Annotated in this window: 13 protein-coding genes; 12 read left to right on the top strand and 1 reads right to left on the bottom strand. The window is 42.0% G+C overall.

What is annotated here, in order from left to right; translation table 11 throughout:
• Positions 1-20: 20 nt before the first annotated feature.
• From ACYZZR_RS10505 to ACYZZR_RS10465, 9 genes are all read left to right on the top strand, one after another.
• Positions 21-1586 carry a fimbrillin family protein gene (locus tag ACYZZR_RS10505; protein WP_461533961.1) on the top strand — a complete coding sequence of 522 codons (1566 nt, stop codon included), beginning with the start codon at positions 21-23 and terminating at the stop codon, positions 1584-1586.
• 69 nt (positions 1587-1655) lie between these two features.
• Positions 1656-4922, top strand: coding sequence for a SusC/RagA family TonB-linked outer membrane protein (locus tag ACYZZR_RS10500; RefSeq protein ID WP_461533960.1), 3267 nt, complete (start codon positions 1656-1658; stop codon positions 4920-4922).
• Positions 4923-4941: 19 nt separating this feature from the next.
• Positions 4942-6696, top strand: a complete 1755-nt coding sequence (locus tag ACYZZR_RS10495) for a RagB/SusD family nutrient uptake outer membrane protein (RefSeq protein ID WP_461533959.1) — start codon at positions 4942-4944, stop codon at positions 6694-6696.
• 74 nt (positions 6697-6770) lie between these two features.
• The gene (locus ACYZZR_RS10490) at positions 6771-8597 is read left to right on the top strand and encodes a sugar-binding protein (RefSeq protein WP_461533958.1); all 1827 of its coding nucleotides are present in this window, start codon (positions 6771-6773) and stop codon (positions 8595-8597) included.
• A gap of 15 nt (positions 8598-8612) precedes the next feature.
• On the top strand, positions 8613-10682 hold the full coding sequence (locus ACYZZR_RS10485) for a hypothetical protein (RefSeq protein ID WP_461533957.1): 2070 nt from the start codon (positions 8613-8615) through the stop codon (positions 10680-10682).
• A 10-nt stretch (positions 10683-10692) separates the two neighbouring features.
• Positions 10693-11811: an SGNH/GDSL hydrolase family protein gene (locus ACYZZR_RS10480; protein WP_461533956.1), complete on the top strand. Its 1119-nt coding sequence runs from the start codon at positions 10693-10695 to the stop codon at positions 11809-11811.
• Positions 11812-11847: 36 nt separating this feature from the next.
• Positions 11848-12963: a cellulase family glycosylhydrolase gene (locus ACYZZR_RS10475; RefSeq protein WP_461533955.1), complete on the top strand. Its 1116-nt coding sequence runs from the start codon at positions 11848-11850 to the stop codon at positions 12961-12963.
• Positions 12964-13007: 44 nt separating this feature from the next.
• Positions 13008-14837, top strand: coding sequence for a sialidase family protein (locus ACYZZR_RS10470; protein WP_461533954.1), 1830 nt, complete (start codon positions 13008-13010; stop codon positions 14835-14837).
• Positions 14838-14863: 26 nt separating this feature from the next.
• On the top strand, positions 14864-15799 hold the full coding sequence (locus ACYZZR_RS10465) for an SMP-30/gluconolactonase/LRE family protein (protein ID WP_461533953.1): 936 nt from the start codon (positions 14864-14866) through the stop codon (positions 15797-15799).
• Between the two features lie 17 nt (positions 15800-15816).
• Here the strand turns inward: ACYZZR_RS10465 and ACYZZR_RS10460 are convergent, their stop codons facing one another.
• Entirely contained in the window at positions 15817-16779 is a 963-nt protein-coding gene (locus ACYZZR_RS10460; RefSeq protein WP_461533952.1) for a 2-dehydro-3-deoxygalactonokinase, read from the bottom strand.
• A gap of 127 nt (positions 16780-16906) precedes the next feature.
• Here ACYZZR_RS10460 and ACYZZR_RS10455 point away from each other — a divergent pair, with 127 nt between their 5' ends.
• From ACYZZR_RS10455 to ACYZZR_RS10445, 3 genes are all read left to right on the top strand, one after another.
• Positions 16907-17581: a GntR family transcriptional regulator gene (locus tag ACYZZR_RS10455; RefSeq protein ID WP_461533951.1), complete on the top strand. Its 675-nt coding sequence runs from the start codon at positions 16907-16909 to the stop codon at positions 17579-17581.
• 42 nt (positions 17582-17623) lie between these two features.
• Positions 17624-18781: an alpha-hydroxy acid oxidase gene (locus ACYZZR_RS10450; protein WP_461533950.1), complete on the top strand. Its 1158-nt coding sequence runs from the start codon at positions 17624-17626 to the stop codon at positions 18779-18781.
• A gap of 82 nt (positions 18782-18863) precedes the next feature.
• Positions 18864-19685, top strand: a complete 822-nt coding sequence (locus ACYZZR_RS10445) for a DUF5694 domain-containing protein (RefSeq protein ID WP_461533949.1) — start codon at positions 18864-18866, stop codon at positions 19683-19685.
• The last annotated feature ends 163 nt before the right edge of the window (positions 19686-19848 follow it).

The raw sequence follows: 19848 nt of genomic DNA, 5'->3' as shown, positions 1-19848 counted from the left end.
CCAACACTAAATCTTTAGGTATGAAGAAAATAATTAATTCAACAATGTGTATGCTAATCATTTTTATGATGGGTTGTACAGAGTCGTCGGACAATAACGGTAGCTTGGATTTCGATGTGCTCAACGTGAAATTTGAAGGAGCATTGACAGGTAAATCATGGGCAACCGGCGATGAAATCGGCATTTTTAGCAGCTGTACAAGGGGTGATACGCAAAATGTCGGGATGAGTGCTAATACCAATGCGAGATATACAGCTGAAGTAGAAGGCGAAGAAACTTATTTTGGTGAAGCTTCGGAGAATGACCGGATCGAAGCGATTGCAGGAGACCATAATTTTAAGTTTTACGCTTATTTTCCTTATTCGGATACAGTGGAAGATATATCGGCAATACCGGCGCAGTTGCCAGCTACCCAGCTTTATACCACAAGTCCGGAAGAGTTTGGTTTTTATGTAGCTAATAAGCAACTTACTACAGTTGTACCAACCGTTGGATTGGATTTTAAAGGCATATTCAGTACGGTAGAACTTTATCTCCCCAACGATATTCTTGACGGTGAAGAAAATACTACAGTGCGAAAGTTAAGCCTGAAGCCCGCCGTTTCCGAAAATTTTGAAGGAGTATTGGTAGATGGCGGTACCTACAATCTTGAGACAGGCGAATTTACAAGCGATGCGGAGAAACAAGGGGATATGGTTCAGGTAGACTTTGGAGAAACGGGGATTAAACTTGTAGAGTCGTTTACAAAAGTTAAGCTGTCGGTAGCTCCGTTTACGGTCCCCTCGGGAGGAATGGATGTCGTGCTCACTGACATGTCGGGCAATGAAACGACGGTCAATATACTCAGTGCAGAGGAAGACGAAGGGACTGTACTGGCCGCAGGGGAGGTGATGACCCAATATTTGAGCAAGGATAATGACGGAATTATCCCTGTGACCTTCCCCGTTGTTTTCCCTCTTGGAAAAACTAACGATGTCGCCAACTTTACTAAGACAAATCAACCCAGATGGGAAACTGAAGGGATATGGACCAATCCTGAGCAAACCCAGGCCTATGCACAGTGGCATAAGCAGAGCGACCCTGCTCCCAGTCCGATACAATTCCTTGAAACGGTTAATAGCGGAGAAATAAGCAGTCCGGGGATAAAAGGGATTTGGACTGGCGATTATTTGGAATTCGTACTCCCCGTCAAAAAGTTTGAGGCAGGGACAGCTGTAACTGTTAAGTTTCCGATGTACACCAGACAGGGACCTGTATTTTGGAACATAGAGTATCTCGACGGAGAGGAATGGAAGTCCAACAAGACCGAGATTACCTGTTATGATCCGGCATATACACGTGAGGCCACCTTCTCATTGGTACGTGGCGGAAAGATTATCGAACACACTATGGTGTTTTCCGAAGCTGTAGAAAGCGGAAATATTAAGATCAGGATAAGCTGTGCCGACGGTTCTATTCAGGCTGATACCGACACTACTGTGGCTGAACGTACCACACCCTGGACAAGTGGATCATCATACGGAGCGCCGTTCTATCTGTATTTGGCAGGTTCCGATGTAAGCAGTGTTACATTCTCAATCGATTGATATGATTGTTTTAAGAGCGTGTTTAAACAGTATTGATTGTAGCCATAACTCAAACTAATAAATTAAGGTATGTTGAACAGAATTAATTATCCGCTATTTGTTATTTTCTTTTTGTTCCTCTTCAGAATAGCAGGAGCTCAGGAAACAACAAGCACGGTAAACGGAAAAGTCGTTGACGAAGAGGGGATACCTCTTCCGGGAGCCTCTATTGTGGTTTTAAATAAAAATCAGGGAACCGTTACAGATTTTGACGGAGTATTTGAAATAGAATGCAGCACCGATGCCGTACTGGTATTTAGTTATATCGGATACACTTCCCTGGAAGTTTCCGTCAATGGCCGTACGCATATAGAAGTGACCATGGAATCGAGCACTACTGCAATGGACGAGGTAGTTGTAGTAGGCTACGGAGTGCAAAAAAAGGCCAATGTTACGGGATCTGTTACCTCTGTAGACTATGGAGATCAGGTGCTGTCGAGGCCTGCAACCACTACAGCTGGGATACTTTCCGGGCTTAGTCCGGGGCTTATGGTACAACAGTCTTCAGGTAGACCCGGAGAAGAAGGAGTTATGCTGCGTATTCGCGGGGTGGGGACACTCAATAATGCAGCTCCATTGGTGATCGTAGACGGATTTGAAAGTACAATAGGCAATGTAAATCCCGATGATATAGAGAGTGTTTCTATACTGAGAGATGCAGCCTCTAGTGCTATTTACGGAAACAGAGCCGCAAATGGGGTGGTGTTGATCACTACAAAAACTGGTAATTCGAAGCCCGTAATCTCATACAATAGTGTGATAGCTATAAATACTCCCCAAAATTATCTGGGTGTGGTTTCTAACTACGCCGATTATATGTCCTTAATAAACGAATCGGCCGAGAATATCGATGTTGCCCTTCCGTTTTCTCAATCCATGATCGACCTGTGGCGCGAAAAAGAAAAAGATCCGCACGGACTTGCAGATTCGGGCTATCCGAATTACGTGGCTTATCCGAATACAGATTGGATGAAATCTTTTTTTCATCGGGATATTTACCAAAAACACAATCTTTCTTATTCGGGAGCAAAAGATGGTACCAGCTATCTGTTGTCTATGACTTATATGAATAATCCCGGAGTTATCGAAAATTCGGGAGTAGAGAAATATTCATTGCGGGCTAATGTGTCAACAAAGGTCACCGAATGGCTGGAAATAGGAACTAAAATATGGGGGTATGAAAGTCACAGAGAGATGAACGATTTGAATGGAGGCTCTTTTAATTTCTTGTCTCGAGCCGTTCCGGGTATTTATCCGTATTATGACGGAAAGTACGGATGGATGGAAAACCCCGAGCAGAACTCCAATTCGCGAAACAACCTCTACTTTGCCAATCGCTCGCGGGGAAAGGAAAAAAACTTCTATACCAATACGACTGTATTTGCCAATTTTGATCTTCCGTATAATATAAAATTCAAGACCTCTTTTAATTATATCAAAAGAGACGGAGGTTATAAGTACAATTCACAAACGCTCAATGCCTACTCGTTCCGAACAGGTGATTGGACATATTTTTACGAAGACTTAGATAGATTGTTCCTCAGGGTAAACAACGAAGAAGGCTATCGTCGTACTTTTCAGAATACCCTGTCTTGGAGTCAATTATTCGCTCAAAAACACGATGTTTCAGTATTGTTAGGTTATGAGTCTATGTACGATAATTCCAGCTATGCTTTTGCAGAGAAAAACGGTTTTCTCAGCGATCAGTTACCTGAATTAAATACAGTAAATAATATGGTTTCTTCTACGGGAAGTCAGACCGATTTTGCTACAAGGTCATTCTTTGGGCGTTTGCAATACGGTTATGACAATCGCTATTTGTTTGAGGCGAATATTCGTTATGACGGATCTTCACGCTTTGCTAGGGAATCACGATGGGGGGTATTTCCTTCTTTATCTGCCGGCTGGCGTATTTCGGAAGAAGAATTTATGGAAAATATAGCCATCGATGATCTCAAATTGCGAGGATCGTGGGGAAAACTCGGTAATCACAGCATAGGAAATTACGATTATCAGTCAACCTATGCCGCGAGTTCGACTTACTCCTTCGGGGGAACCCAGGTTACCGGTATAGTTTCGTCCCTGTCCAATAATCTCTTAGAGTGGGAAACAACTACTATGTCTAATCTAGGTCTTGAATTAGGGGTTTTGGACAACAGGCTCAGGCTAGAGACAGACCTCTACCACAAGGTCACTGACGGAATTCTGTTTCGCGCACCGGTTTTTGCCTCGGTTGGAGTAAAATCACCACCCTATCAGAATATTGCAGAAGTTACAAATAAAGGTTTTGAGCTCAATCTCAGCTGGCGAGATAAAATCAATGACTTTAGTTACGGGATATCGGCAAACTTTAGCAGGAATCACAATCAAGTAACCAAACTCAACGGGCGTCTCAATGCAGGCTGGGTTACCGATGAGAACGGTTTTCGTACCTACCAGAGCAATATAGGCGATGTAGCTACCGTAGTGGATAATACACGCCGTACTATGGAAGGAAAATTGATCAATGAGTATTATTTGCTAAACACCTATTCGGGAGATAATTCTTATTTTCTAAGTGATGGTTCAGTAAACCCAAAAGGGGGACCACGTGACGGTATGATTCGCACCGAGAGCGATATGGAGTGGCTGAGGGCTATGATCGGATTGGGCAATACTTTCCTGCCCAATCGAACTATAGGGAAAAACGGCATTTGGTATGGAGATTATATCTATGACGACGTTAACGGAGATGGGGTTTATGGCGATGAAAATGACTATATGTTCCAGAATGTTTCAATGACTCCAAAATATACCTATGGTTTTCAGTTGAATATGGAATGGAAAGGACTTAGCCTGTCAATGTTATGGGCCGGAGCAGGAGGACATTCAGTATACTGGAGGTATGCTGGTTTTAATTCGTATTCTACACGTGGAGACCTCACCTTAAACAAAGACATAGCTTATGACCACTACTTCTACGATCCTGAAAATCCCAGTGATCCCCGTACCAATATAAATTCACAACACGGGCGTTTGACTATGAATTACGGATCAGAACAAAATGGGGGAACAAATTATTCCACACTATGGCTCTATAAAGCCGATTATCTGAAATTGAGAAATTTAACTCTCGGTTATAAATTACCGAATAAATGGCTCGAAAAAATTCATTTACAAGACCTTTACATATTTGTTAGCGGGGAAAACCTGTTGACATTTACAGACTATCCGGGTATGGATCCAGAATTTACCGACACTATGAATTACTATGCTAATCCGAAGCAGTATTCGCTGGGTATCAATGTCAAATTTTAAAACTTTAACCATGAAGAGAATGACAAGAATAATTTTGCTATCGGCACTGTTTTTAGGAGTTGCCGGATGCAATGATTCCTTAGATCTTAGTCCTTACGATGAAATAAGTTCTGAAAATTCTTTTGGGTCTTCAGATTTGGCAGAGGCGGTCGTAAACGGGGCTTACAGCAATTTGCGTTACGATTACAGCAATTACGGCTTGGATATACTCAACTGGGATGCGTTTTCTTCGGTTTTGGATCCTTCCGACGGAAGTGTCTTTTCCAATTATTCATATCTCACTGGAACCATTCAGCCAAATGACGAATCATTTTTAACTTATTGGAGACGTCTGTATGAAGGTGTTTCACGGGCTAACGATGTAATCAACAATATGGAGTCTGTGCCCGATATGAGCGACGAACTCAAATCGCAGCGGATTGCCGAATGTAAATTCCTCAGAGCCTATCATTACTACAGGTTGAATATCCTTTGGCGCGGCGTGCCCGTATACCTGGAGAACCTGTCTCCTACAGAATACACCTATGCCCGCTCGACAGAAGATGAGGTGTGGAATGTGATTATTCAAGATTTGACAGACTGTATCAATACGGCAGAACTACCCGATAAGTATGCGGCGAGCAGTAGCGACTACGGCCGTGTCAATAAAGCTGCAGCATATACGCTAAGAGCTAAAGTCTATTTATGGCTTGAAGAGTGGGAGCTGGCAGAAGCCGATTTTCGAGAAGTAGGGAAAATGGGATATTCGCTGTACAACGGAAATTATGCCGATCTGTTCAAGTTTCAGCAGGAAAGATCTGATGAGATGATCTTTAGCGTTCAGATGGAAGAATTTGCCAATATGGGAAATACCTTTAGCCGTACCTATGGTAACCGTATGACAGCGGGAACGGGTAACTCCTCGTTTTTTATGAATACGAACTTTGTCAATTCTTACGAATGGGCAGATGGGAAACCCTTTGACTGGGAAGATGTTATTCCCGGCTATAACGCTATGGATCCCAATGCGCGAAGTGTTTATTTTCTTAGAGACAACCTCACCACTTCAGAGCGGCAAACTATGGAAACATACGGCGCCGATATGAGCAAATACTTGCCCATTGGCAATGAAGATCGTATTAAGGCAGCCTATGCCAACCGCGATCCGAGGCTTCAAGCCACAGTAATTACGCCTTATTCCACTTATTCAGGGGGGTATTCAGGTACGGCAATCGACTATTCGCCGAGATGGCCGTATCGCAATAGTGCTACAGCTCCCTACGATCTGCAGACGAATTCCAATTCTTATATGTTGTATTCCATTCGCAAGTTTGTCACTGAAGGTCGTGAGTTCCTCAATGTTACATTCAACCCCATAGATGTTCCTATTTTCCGTTATGCGGACGTATTGTTAGGGCTTGCAGAGGCGCTTAACGAACAGGGAAAGTATACAGAGGCCATCGAGTTTGTAAACCAGGTACGCGATCGTGCGGGGGTTGCACTGCTGAATGAACCGGGCAATTCTTATGTCGCTGTTGAGAATCCAGATGATCTGCGTACTCGGATTCGGAACGAACGAAAATGGGAGCTTGCAGGTGAAGAGCAGCTATATTACGACGAACTTCGTTGGGGAACATGGCAGGAGAAAAAGTTTGCTGAAGGCAACGGCTTGCTGGAAGTGTGGGGAACGCCGGTATACACCTATAAGTGGGGCGGTTCGGCATATCTCAAATGGCCGATACCCACTTCTGAAAGAGAGAAAAACACCAATCTCACTCAAAACGATAATTGGTAAAATACATTATCCGGAAATTGAAGGAAGTTATCATTAGCTTTACCATTTTCCAGTTTCACTATAAATTCAAACAAATGAAAATTAATAGTTTGTTTTTTTTAATGCTTTTGAGCATTGCAGTTTCATGCAGTAAATCTGATGATCCGATTGGTGATGGGGACGGTTCTGGAGATAAGGGGCAACAGCAGTCCTTAAACCTGAGTTCGATAAATGACCTGAACCAAGGGGAGCCTGCAATCAATTCGCACGAGGATGTTGTTTCGCGATCTTCACTTATGATGAATTTCCGTACCTATGTCGATGTAGGACAAGGTGATACGGGTGTTCAGTGGCCTAATTATGTGCGAATCAAAAAATTGTCTAATGGGACATATATGATGTTTTGTCAACAGTCCACAGCATCAGATCCCAATGGTCTTGATACTTATTACGCTACGTCTCCCGATCTGGTAAACTGGACAGGAAAAGGATTTCTATTTCAACGTAAAGACGGTTATACCAATGCTAGAAACCAACCGGCTCAACGTTTATTTACCAATGCCAATGGTCTTGTTCTGGAAAATGGTGATTTACTGGTTTTCGCCTCCTATCGCGTATCACCCGGTTATTCAGATCTACTGTGCCACAATGATAATGGTATTGTTATGATGCGCAGTTCAGATAATGGAAAAACTTGGAGTGAGCCACAAGAGATCTATCACGGACCGAATTGGGAAGCGATGATGGTGCAACTTCCTTCGGGAGAAATACAGTGCTATTTTTCGGAGAGCCGACCGTCTATATCCGGAGGTCACTCCGGAACGTCGATGGTGGTTTCGAGTGACAACGGACAAACTTGGTCGCCCTCTCTGAATCAAGCGCCTTACAGAGTAGTGCGTCAGCATTGGTTCAATCAAGACAAGAATGCAACTTTTTACACAGATCAAATGGCTAGTGTAATCAAACTCAACAACACCGACAAATTAGCTGTTGCCATAGAATCTTCGCTTTCATCTACTAACAATCAGACCACGTATGGCATTTCGTTTGCATATAGTCCCGATAATGGTGAGTGGACACATTTGGTTGATGACGAGCTAGGGCCGGATGACCGTCAAAATTATTTGTTTAGCGGTGCCGCTCCTACGCTTATTCAATTTCCTTCAGGTGAAAGTATAGTGTCGTACGGTATCTCCAGTCATCTAAACATACGTATGGGGGATGTCGAAGCTCGCGAATTCGGAGAACCCTTTGTTGCGCTTCCCGGTCGCGGGTCGTGGGGTACGATAGAATTGGATGATTCTCATTCCTTCATTGCAGCGATGCGCAATAGCGAGAATTCAAACAATGTTGTTATTTCACTGGCAAAATATTTTTTGAATCACCGCATCACAGCTTCTTCCAGATCAGTAGAAGTCGACGGAGATAATTCGGAATGGGAAAACACAGATGAGGCTCTTTTTGTAGGACAAAAATCCCAGGCACAGGCCACCTTGAGGTGTTCAAGCGATGATGAAAACGTTTATTTTTTGGTAGAAGTACTTGACGACGATATTTCTAAAGACGACAGTGTTAATATCTACATCACTCCAGATAATAGCAGTGATAAAGTAAACGCCGATTCGCGTAGGATAAGAGTATCGCACAGCGGACTGAAAAGCACGGACAATTACGGTGGAGGTTGGCGTGAAATAGATATGAATGTGTCGGTTAGCGCTGCCTATGATGGTACCTTATCGGATAACAGTGATACAGACAATGGCTATTTGGTGGAGTTGGCAGTTCCAAAATCAGAACTCAATCTGTCGTCAGGAGATTTTCTTATCAATTTTTCACTTTTCGATATACAAGGTGGAGAAGACGCTATTTCTAACACGGCAGATGCCAATACCGAAAATTGGATACCAGTATCACTGCAATAAATAAGGGTTCAAAAGATGAAAATTGTCGTTAGTATACTTGTTGTAGCCCTGTTTTTGGCCTGTTCCAACCGACAGGATGACCCTTGTCACATTTTTTCTGCAAATACCGATAACAAGTTTGACGTAAACGGGGAATATGAGCGAAGTGAGGGTGTACTGTGGATTAAAGACAGCAGTGATCTACACGAACCACCAGTCTTTCAACTGACAGGGAGGTGGGACTTTACCGGGTTCAGTCATATAAAAGTGGTATTAGTCAACAATGATGAGCGTGAGAGTATTAAGGCAAACTTCAAGATGGAAGATGCTGGAGGTGGGAGCTTGCAAGCCGAAAGGAACATAAGAGCAGGAGATACTATTGAATGGCTAATCCCTCTGACAGGATCGCCTAAAGATCCGAAAATTTCGGCTCGTTTGAAGGGGATGCGGGCTACGCCCTTTACTGTTGATGGAGTGACCTCTACCTTAGATATTTCAGAGGTATCAGATATCCTAGTTTCGTTTGATAAATGGCTCAAAGGAACAACTCTCGGTATCAGAGAAATTTCAGCAGTCAAAGCTGAGCAGGAAGCACTACCTAAATGGTTTGCCATGTCTGAAGAGGATTTTTTTCCATTCGTCGATAAATACGGGCAATTTGTACACAAAGACTGGCCCGGAAAAACGAGTAGCGATGAAGATTTGATTGCCGACCGTCAGGATGAATTGCAATATATGCAAGACCATCCCAGTCCGGCCGACAGAAGTCTGTACGGCGGATGGCTCAAAGGAAAACGGCAAAAGGCCACAGGGTATTTTTATGTGGATAAGATCGACGGGAAATGGTGGATGGTAGATCCTGAGGGTTATTTGTTCTGGTCGCACGGTGTTGTTCGGGTCACCTCTTCGTCGGCAGTGACTATTGTCGATGATAGGGAGTCTTATTTCGCTTCATTGCCAGATGATAAGGATTCGTTGGCGGAGTTTTATAAAACGAAGGACGAATTTATGTATAGGTACTACAAATCCTGGGGTATAGATAGAACCTTTGATTTTTCGAGTGCAAATATTTACAGAAAGTACGGCGATAACTGGAGAGTGTCGTATAGAGATATGGTTTATGACAGACTTCAAAACTGGGGGATGAATACCATATCCGCAGGATCGGACCCCAATATATATCGGAAGTTAAATGTTCCGTATTGTGATCGTATCGAGTTGAATTCGCCTCGAATAGCAGGTGCTCCGGCTCATCTGAATGTGATCCGGGATCCGTTCCATCCCAATTTTGACCAAAAATTTAGGGAACAATTACAGGAGAGAAAGGAAGAGTTGGAAAGTTTGTGGAACTACGGCTATTTTATCGACAATAAATTGGTTTGGGGTAAGGACAGCGATCTGGGAAGATGGGTTTTGAAATCTCCCGCTTCACAACCGGCTAAAATAGCATTTGTAGAATACTTACAGGATAAATACAACAGTATATCAGTCTTGAACGAAGTTTGGAAATCAGTGTATAAAGATTGGGAAGAGCTTCTTACCACAGTGGAAGAGCCTGCCGAGAGTGCCGCGGAAGACTGTAAGGATTTTTCTGCCCTCTTGATCGAGGAGTATTTTAAAAAAATAGATCAGGCGATGGAAGAGGAAGCTCCGGGAAAATTAAACCTGGGGTGTCGGTATGTGACAGTCAATGAGCGAGTACTTCAAATTGCTGCCGAGTATTGCGATGTGCTGACATTTGACCTGTTTTGGGATTCCCTCTCCGAATTTCGCCTGCCCAAAGGGATCGACAAGCCTGTTTTGATTGGCGAATTTCATTTCGGGGCGACAGATAGAGGATTGTTTCATCCCGGATTAAACCGAAAAAATGGCCAGGAAGAAAGAGGAATGGCTTACGAGAAATACGTGAAGTCGGCACTGTTAAACCCTTTTGTTGTTGGTACTTCGTGGCACCAATTTTCCGATCAGGCAACAACGGGAAGGTTTGATGGAGAGAATTTTCAAGACGGCTTGACCGATGTGTGTGATAAACCGTATTCTGAAACGGTTGTAAAAGTAAAAGAAATAGGAGCTAATCTCTATCGTATCAGAAGTGAGCAACATTAAAAATGAAAAGATGAGAAATTTGAATAAAATGGTGTTGTTGTTTTTATTGGCAATGTCATTTTCAACCACCTCCGGATGTACAGGAGATGATTCGGTAACTCCCCGGCCTAGGGTCGAACCAAAAGAAGATAAGGGATTGATAGCATTGAATAATGACAATATACACGTTATGGGAGTGAGATATATTTCCCGTACACCGGAAAAATTGTCCTTCAATCGATTTTCTGATGAGGTTTTAAATCTCTCAAATCAAGAACGTAGGTTTAGTACTCACTACGCCGGGGCAACTACAGGTATCTCCCTACAGTTTAAAACCCGGAGTTCATCTATCCACATGACATTTTCACGGGAGCCCGGAATGAATGGAGGGGGGGCGTTTAAGGTGTTGAGAGACGGGGAAGATTTAGAAATTATTTCATTTGAAGGAACGGTAAACGAACCTATACAAATCGATCTGAATTCTTTGCCTACAGACAAAGAGTACATTTATGAAGTGATATTGCCGTGTTATACGAATGTATCCCTGACTAAATTAGAGTTGGATGAAGAAAGCAGCTTGGTGGCTTACGAGCCAACCTCAAAGAAGGTATATATCAGTTTTGGAGATAGTATCACACATGGAGCAGGACAAGAGGGGGCAACTTACCTTACTTATCCGTATTTATTGGCTCAAAAACTCGATATGCACCTGTACAATCTGGCAGTAAGCGGAGCAAAGATTTCTATGCCAATGGCAGAGACGGCTAAAGATTTACCTCAGGCAGATATTATCACCATATTAATTGCCTATAACGATTTCTCATCCGGAAATCGCACGGCAGCACAAATAGATAACGATTACAGGAGGTTCTTGGCGGAGGTAAGAAAGAATCAGCCTTCGGCAGAGATATATTGTATCACGCTGACCTATACGACGAATACATCTAATGCGACTACAGGTTTGACTCCGGGTGAAGTAAGGGAGGTCGTGAAGAATATCGTAACAGAATATCAGGCAGCAGACAGCAAACTACATCTCATAGAGGGGGATAATATTATTACTTCCGTAGCCGATATGGTCGACCGTGTACATTTAAACGTTGCAGGAGCGGGCAAATTGGCAGATGGGCTTTACGATATTATAGATTAATCGAAAAATATGAATTGTATTAAAAACAGGACAAATATGTATAAAAAATCTCTTTTCCTGATATTGACTATTCTTTTTGCGATGAGTTATACTTCCTGTGTCGAGAAGAAGCCTGATGATACCAATAGCACTGATCCAACGGTTCGTTGGTCTGAAGAAAAGGCCAAGGAATGGTATGAGCAACAACCTTGGATAGTGGGATGTAATTTTGTGCCATCTACCGCAATCAATCAGATAGAGATGTGGCAGGCAGAAACATTCGACACTGAGACAATAGACAGAGAATTGGGTTGGGCACAGGATATCGGATTCAATACCGTGCGGATCTTTTTACACAATCTGGTTTGGGGAGAAGATCCTGACGCGTTTAAGAACAGGCTCAACAAAGTTCTCGGTATAGCGGAAAAACATGGCATTAAAGTAATTATTACGTTTTTTACCAATGGTACCTTTGACGATTCCAAGATCCCTCAATTAGGAGAGCAAGCCCCACCTATTCCAGGAGTGCACAATTCCGGATGGGTGCAATCGCCCGGATCGGAAATAGTAAATGACCCATCTAAATGGGCTCCGTTAGAGAAATACATAAAAGATATAGTCGGAAGTTTTAAAGACGATAAACGAGTGTTATTTTGGTCGCTGTACAACGAACCTGAAAACCCTAGACGCGGAGCTTACAGTCTGCCTTTACTGAGGAAAGTCTTTGAATGGGCAAGAAGTATGAACCCGTCTCAGCCTTTAACATCTCCTATTTGGAAAATACCCGGAGAGGATAGGACAGCGCTTGACATCGTGAGTTTTTTAGGAGAAAATTGCGATATTATTACTTTTCATAACTACCATAAACCGGAAATCACCCAAAAGTATATTCAATTGCTCAGGGCTTTCAGACGACCGTTGGTGTGTACCGAGTATATGGGGCGTACAATAGGATCTACTTTTGAGAATACCATGCCCGTGTTCAAAAGTGAAAATATCGGAGCAATCAGCTTTGGATTAGTTGCGGGAAAAGCCAATTTTCACTATCCGTGGGGGAGTGAGGAAGGAGCTCCGGAACCAGAGGTTTGGTTTCACGATATTTTCCGAAAGGACGGTAGTGCGTACAGTAACGAAGAAATTGAGTTTATCAAAAGTATGACAGGCACAGATTAGGGGAAAATTTCCGATATTTTTGATCATATTAAATTTTAAAAACAATGCAAAAGCTAAATAATTCTAAAAATAGATTCTCGACATATTTTCATCTCGGTTTAACCGCCATTACTCTATTTGCTGGTATCGACAGTACAGATGCCCAAAATGATAGAGGAGGGAATGTTCGCATCGCTTGGGATAGAAGTACCTATCAGGAGATGTCTTCTGTCGATGTCGGTAACAAGGACTTTACAGAACAGAACCTCTATTATTCACGGATAAAGAAATTATCAGATGGTACCTTACTCATGTCTTTTTCCAACGATCACTTCGGATGGGACATATACGTCAGACGAAGCACAGACAACGGTAAAACTTGGAGTGATGCCCAACTGATACGGCAGAGTTTTAAAGCGACTTCTACCGTTGGCGAAGATGAAAAGGTATTTGTAAATCCCGACTTTATTGAATTGAGTGATGGCCGTATTATGATCGCTTACCAATGGCGTTATAAAAAAGGATATCACGATATCCCCAACACCAATAAAAATTGCGGTGTAGAAGTTATGTTCAGCAGCGATAAGGGAAAGACATTTACCGCTCCGCGAGAAGTATATCGGGGTCGATGCTGGGAACCGGCCATGCTACAGCTTCCGTCGGGAGAAATTCAGATGTATATAACCTCCAGTCAGGATGTTGTCGATAAAGTATCTTACCCCAGAACGGTTATCATCCGTTCCTATGACAATGGGGTTACCTGGCAGGGAAAGAAACTGGCTACTTACCAAGATAATGAAACCATATCCCGTACCGTCGACGAACGTTTTGCATACGACGGGATGCCTACCGCGGTGTTGCTCGACGACAATAACGGAATTGCAGTACCACTGGAAGTGTGGAGTGGTAAACTGGTGGTCGATCAGACACCGATAGTGGTCAAGACAGATGCGGATGTGAACTGGCATTCGGCAGATCAGGAAAAAATAATTAAGGAAGGGGGACCAGCCTATCCGTATAGAAAACAGGTCAATAAAGATCTGATTGGTTACGGACCCTATTCAACTAAACTCGGTACAGGGGAGATGGTTATACAATGCAATGGCACCTATAAAGGGGAAGAGGGAATCTGGACGCTGATCGGGGACAAAAAAGCAGATAATTTTCGTTTTGCCACATCGCCATTTGTCGCCTATTGGGGCTCTGTAGATTACATCGGTAATAATAAGGTTATATCCACCGGAACCGAACGCTATGAAGACAGTACTGGCGCAACCCGCGGTAAGATTCACATTATGCAGGGACGTCTTAATTACGCCAAAACAATCCGCAAGGGAGATCTTGTAATGTCTTCGTTGTCAGAATTTGATAAGGATGCCAATGATTACTGGTTTTTAGGAAAGGCGACAACGAGTTCTGTTTTTAGTAATTTCGGCTATACCGATCAGAATTTTATTTTTGCTACTTACTTGTTTGACAAAAATATTATAGCCTTTACCCCTGAAAACTCAGATGCCTCTGTTCTTCTTCTCAGCCGAGATCAGGGTGAAGGAGTGTTTCGCAATTACAAGATAGTGGTCAATCCGGCCGGGGAATACCTCGTTTACCGCGAGGAAAACTATGCGTGGCATTTGATTGAAAAAGGGAAGACAGAAAGTGTAGAAGTGGTAGGTACCATCAATAAAGTGGAGGATGAAGACTTGGGGTATTCGGCAAAATTGAGCATAGACTGGGATTTACTGGGCGGTAAGCCCACTTCAAAAGATAGGTTTAAAGCACAATTGAGACATTTTTACAAGGATACTGCAACCGAAAAACCGCGATCTGCTATTGAATATGCGGAAGGAGAAAGTAGTGATTATCCGCAAGAATGGTTGTCTTTGTCTTTTGACTGATTGGGAGTGAAAAAATTACATTTTATATGAGGGACTGGGAAGTGTTGACAAACATCAAGAGCTTGTGTGGAGAGGGACCTGTATGGGATAGTGAAACAAGCTCTATTTATTGGATTGATGTTGTTGGTGGTGACATCCACAGGTATAATACTAAGAGTAATAGCCAAAAAAGCATTCACACAGGACAAAAGATAGGAGCTATTGCTCAATGCTCGTCAGGACATCTGATAGCAGCACTTAAAAAAGGTCTTTTTTTTGTTGATTTTGAGCGTGGTTATATCAAAACTATTGTAAATCCTGAATCGGATAGATCGGGAAATCGTTTTAATGACGGCAAGTGCGATCCGAATGGAAGGTTTTGGGTGGGTACAATGGACGATGGTAATAATATAAAAAATGCAGGGAGCTTATACACCTTGGAGAGGGACCTCACAGTTTTGAAAAAATATTCAGGCCTGACAATCTCCAATGGAATGGTGTGGAGTGTAGACAAGAGATCGTTTTACCTGATTGATACCCCTACACAAAAAGTGATGGCCTTTGATTACGACAATAGCAGTGGGGATATTTCTAATAAACGGGACATTATAAGTATCCCTAAGGGCGAGGGTAGTCCGGATGGGATGACCATAGACAATGAAGGAATGCTGTGGATTTCACATTGGGATGGATGGAAGGTGTCGAGATGGAATCCGCATACGGGAACTCAATTGTTTGAGATAAAACTGCCCGTATCACGGGTAACTTCATGTACCTTTGGAGGAGAGAAACTGGAAGATCTGTACATCACTTCCGCCAAAGTAGGGCTTACCCATGAAGAAATGGCTCAACAACCTTTGGCAGGTTCATTGTTCGTCGTCAAAAAATCAGGGTTTAAGGGATTGCCCTCCAATATATTTGACAATAGGAAGAGTGCAATGGATATTTCCTCAACCGAATGGCAATCGTTGCAATCGAGATAGGGACAGTGTCTGGATTTTTAAGTCCATCCCAGAAGATGTTTTTTCAACATGAGTAAATGCCCTTTGATTACCGAATTGTCTACCTCTTCATGAGAGAGGATGGTTGCTCTGTTTGCCAGTGATGATTCTTTTATAGCGATAGTGTAATTTTTACTTAAATTTTTATGAGGGCATAAGTATATGTGATGGTCGTTTTTGCTGAGTTCCAATATTTCAGTACCGATCAATAATCCACTTAAAAAGCTGTAGTTGTTGGCTTTGTTCATTTTGTGAAGGACTTCGTTTGTTCTGACCTTAAAAAGCGCATTTAGAAAGTTGTTTTCTCGTGCATGATGTATTCCAGATACAAAATCTTCACAATGGAGTGCAACCGATTTTTCAACATTGTCTTTCAGTATGCTATTTTCGGTAAGTAGTTGAAATATTTCCCCAGTCATATAGGTTCTAAACGAGATTACCTTTCCATCCTTGATATGTATGTGTTTTGAATGTGTTCCCGGAAAGACATATACACTATCAGTTTCTGCATTGGTATAGCAGCCTAAAAGTTGTATTTCTTCTCCTCTCATTATATCGTCATCGCTGCAAATACCGGAGAGTAACAATACAGGGTGAGAAAATGAAGGAATCTCAATGATTTTGTAATTTAGGCCACTACCATCCAGTGCAAATGGTAAAGAAGAATAGGGGAGTTCGAACCATCCGATCGAAGAGGAGGCCATTCCGGAAATAACAATCGGAGCATTGTCAATGTTTAATTTCTGTTCTGTCTTGATGGTTTTTAGAGTATCGTCTAAGACATTCAGGAAGAATTGGAAGCGCGAAATACCTTTATCGGATTTCAACCAGGACTGATGAATACGTGAAATTCCCTGATTGTTTTTTATTTCATGCAGAATTTTAATACTGTTTAAATCTGTTTCGATTAATCTCGCTCTAAAAGAAGAGGTGCCCCAGTCTATACTTAAAAATAACTTCATTTCTTTATTTAAAAAGTCAAATATAAATCTTTAAATTATATATTGTATATGATTTGTTTTGTTAAATTTGTCGTAGAGATTATTCATTATAAATATAGAGAAAGTATTTCTACTACATTAAAAAAGTATGAAAGAATTTATTAATAGAGTACAGCAAGATGGAAAAGTAGATACAACCTATTCTAAGGTTAGAGAGTGTTTGAGAAGAGATATTTTATCGAATTATTTCGCACCGGGAACCAGATTAAAGATCGCCGAGCTCATTAAGTTATACAACGTAAGTCAGATGCCTATACGAGAGGCATTGCAGCAGCTACAGGGGGAAGGACTGATTATTATCGAACCGCATAAAGGTGCTTATGTGAGGGAACTGGATGAAAAATTTGTCAGTAATATATATGATATCAGGCGGATCATCGAGGTATTTTTGACTCTTGAAAGTTTGAAGAAGGTTACAGATAGAGATATTAAAAAGCTTTTTCAGACTCAGAAAAATTATGAAAAAGCTTCTGTAAAAAGAGACGTAGAAAGTATGCTAAAGTGCAACTCTCAATTTCATACCACACTCTATCAATTGGCCGATAATGATGAAGCTTTGCACATCATTGAGAAGCACTCGCAACTGATCAACAGTCTCAGGCTTTCCTATGGCTTTGAAGGGAATAGAGTAGAAGAAGTAATTGTTGAACATCGGGAAATACTGGAAGCCATTTCTTTGAGAGATGAAAAACTTTTAGAAAAAGCGGCCACTTCTCACTGTTTGAATGCCAAAGCCAATCTTTTGGCCGCCATGAAAAATTAATTTTGACCGAGGAGTTTTTTGATTCCGAATTTACCAATTATTATGTCTTTTCCTTTCAACACTAAATACCCTTCTATAGAGGTACTTCGCCAACGAGCAAAAAAACGTATGCCCGGATTTGCCTTTGAGTATCTGGACGGCGGGTGTAACGAAAACATCAATATAGTGCGAAATACCGCCGAGATCAGAGAGGTACAATTCAGACCGCGCTATCTGAAAAACTACAGTAATGCTCTTTTGAAAACCGAGCTTATGGGAATATCCTACGATGCACCATTTGGAATATCTCCTATCGGGCTCCAGGGACTTATGTGGCCCAATGCACCGGAGATTCTGGCCAAAGCTTCGCTAAAGCACAATATTCCCTTTATTCTAAGCACTGTAACTACTACCAGTATAGAACGGGCCAGCGAACTCACTGAAGGAAGGGCGTGGTTTCAGCTTTATCACCCAACCGAAGACTGGCTTAGGGACGACATTATAAAAAGGGCCGAAGCTGCCCAGTGTCCTGTATTAGTGGTTTTGTGCGATGTGCCTACCTTTGGGTATCGCTCTAAAGAGATAAGAAACGGACTGGCTATGCCACCTCAGCTCAACCTGCGCAATGTATTACAGGTATTGGGTAAACCTACCTGGACACTACAGACCTTGAAACACGGGGTTCCGAATTTTGCCACTATGCAAAAATATATGGAAAAAGGTATGAGTATAAAACAGCTCGGCAAATGGATGGATGCCACTTTTTCCGGAAGGTTGAACAGTGAAAAGATAAAACCCATACGCGATATGTGGAAGGGTAAGTTAGTGCTGAAAGGTGTGGCTTCATGCGAAGATGCAGAAGAAGCAGTACGACTGGGTTTTGACGGTATTATCGTTTCCAATCACGGCGGACGTCAACTCGATGCTGGAGAATCGACCATAAAGCCATTGACAGAAATCGCAGAAAAATACAGGGATCAGATCACCGTGATGATGGACAGCGGCATACGCACCGGTCCCGATATAGCACGGGTGCTCGGTAGCGGAGCGGAATTCGGATTTCTCGGAAGATCTTTTATGTACGGTGTTGGAGCCCTAGGAAATCAAGGTGGCGACCATACCATAGCCATGCTAAAAATGCAATTGCAACAGGTGCTAGAGCAATTGTGCTGTGAAAATGTACAGGATCTAGCGAAGTATATCGTTAAAAGGGAAAAATGAGTTTAAAACGATAAAATATTTTTTAAACCTATCTGATTTGTAACACTTTCCAAAGTAAATCGTCATAATAGAAAAAAGTATTATGAAGTTTTACACACTTGTATTTGCAGTTTTGATGTCCCTGCATCTAAATGCACAAACCCAAAAGACAAAAGTACTCACTCTCGGAACTTTTCACTTTGGTTTTCCAAACAGAGATTTTGTACAGATAGAGGAACCGGATCAAATAGATGTTTTGGACGAAAAGCATCAAAGAGAAATAAAAACCCTTGTCAAAAAATTAAAAAAGTTCGATCCGACAGTGATAGTTATTGAAAAGACACCTTCTTATCAACCGGTGATAGACTCGTTGTTTCAGCTGTACTTAGAGGGTAAATACGAACTTCAGCGAAGCGAAGTTGATCAGATAGCGTTTCGACTGGCCAAAGAAGTGGGCGTGAAAAAGCTTATTTGCGTCAATGAATGGGGGGAGCTCAATAATCAGGTTGATACTGTGTTACAAGCAGACAATAGCGCAGCGCAACAGCGGTTTTACGATTACTTCGAAAAGACCAAAAATAATCCGCTCAAATACAATCCTTCAAACATATTTAAGACCGAGGGAATTATAGCGGAGTTAATACGATTAAATACCCCGGAAAACATTAAAAAAAGTCTTGGAAATTACTTGATTGGTCCCTTTAAATACGAAGAAGAGAAAGGAGATTTTTTTGGAGTAAATTTTGAAAGCGGACGCTGGTTCAACAGAAATCTAAAAATATTCAGGAATATTCAGCGAATCGACACCGACGAAACAGATAGGGTGTTGGTACTGTTTGGAACGGGGCATATGAATATACTCAACATACTATTTGAAAGTTCGCCGGAATACGAATTGGTTAATACAAATGATTATTTGCGGTGATGAATGAGTTTTTTTTGCGATTATCAGTCCACTAAATACAAGCACTTTTATATTAAAACACCAGACAGAGCAGTGTGGATAGAATTAAATTACGGCAGTAATGCCGAATTGATTGACTTTACTGTTGTACGCGAAACGGCACTATAAGAAATTTGTTATATCA

This window comes from Sinomicrobium sp. (assembly GCA_029266035.1).
GTDB lineage: Bacteria > Bacteroidota > Bacteroidia > Flavobacteriales > Flavobacteriaceae > Sinomicrobium.
This window is presented reverse-complemented; position numbering and strand designations above follow the sequence as displayed.

What these genes read in the sequence shown, in the direction of transcription:
- ACYZZR_RS10470 (WP_461533954.1), top strand. Translation starts at nt 13,008, where the DNA reads ATGCAAAAGCTAAATAATTCTAAAAATAGATTCTCGACATATTTTCAT.
- ACYZZR_RS10450 (WP_461533950.1), top strand. Translation starts at nt 17,624, where the DNA reads ATGTCTTTTCCTTTCAACACTAAATACCCTTCTATAGAGGTACTTCGC.
- ACYZZR_RS10455 (WP_461533951.1), top strand. Translation starts at nt 16,907, where the DNA reads ATGAAAGAATTTATTAATAGAGTACAGCAAGATGGAAAAGTAGATACA.
- ACYZZR_RS10445 (WP_461533949.1), top strand. Translation starts at nt 18,864, where the DNA reads ATGAAGTTTTACACACTTGTATTTGCAGTTTTGATGTCCCTGCATCTA.
- ACYZZR_RS10505 (WP_461533961.1), top strand. Translation starts at nt 21, where the DNA reads ATGAAGAAAATAATTAATTCAACAATGTGTATGCTAATCATTTTTATG.
- ACYZZR_RS10460 (WP_461533952.1), bottom strand. Translation starts at nt 16,779, where the DNA reads ATGAAGTTATTTTTAAGTATAGACTGGGGCACCTCTTCTTTTAGAGCG.
- ACYZZR_RS10485 (WP_461533957.1), top strand. Translation starts at nt 8,613, where the DNA reads ATGAAAATTGTCGTTAGTATACTTGTTGTAGCCCTGTTTTTGGCCTGT.
- ACYZZR_RS10475 (WP_461533955.1), top strand. Translation starts at nt 11,848, where the DNA reads ATGTATAAAAAATCTCTTTTCCTGATATTGACTATTCTTTTTGCGATG.
- ACYZZR_RS10490 (WP_461533958.1), top strand. Translation starts at nt 6,771, where the DNA reads ATGAAAATTAATAGTTTGTTTTTTTTAATGCTTTTGAGCATTGCAGTT.
- ACYZZR_RS10465 (WP_461533953.1), top strand. Translation starts at nt 14,864, where the DNA reads ATGAGGGACTGGGAAGTGTTGACAAACATCAAGAGCTTGTGTGGAGAG.
- ACYZZR_RS10480 (WP_461533956.1), top strand. Translation starts at nt 10,693, where the DNA reads ATGAGAAATTTGAATAAAATGGTGTTGTTGTTTTTATTGGCAATGTCA.
- ACYZZR_RS10500 (WP_461533960.1), top strand. Translation starts at nt 1,656, where the DNA reads ATGTTGAACAGAATTAATTATCCGCTATTTGTTATTTTCTTTTTGTTC.
- ACYZZR_RS10495 (WP_461533959.1), top strand. Translation starts at nt 4,942, where the DNA reads ATGACAAGAATAATTTTGCTATCGGCACTGTTTTTAGGAGTTGCCGGA.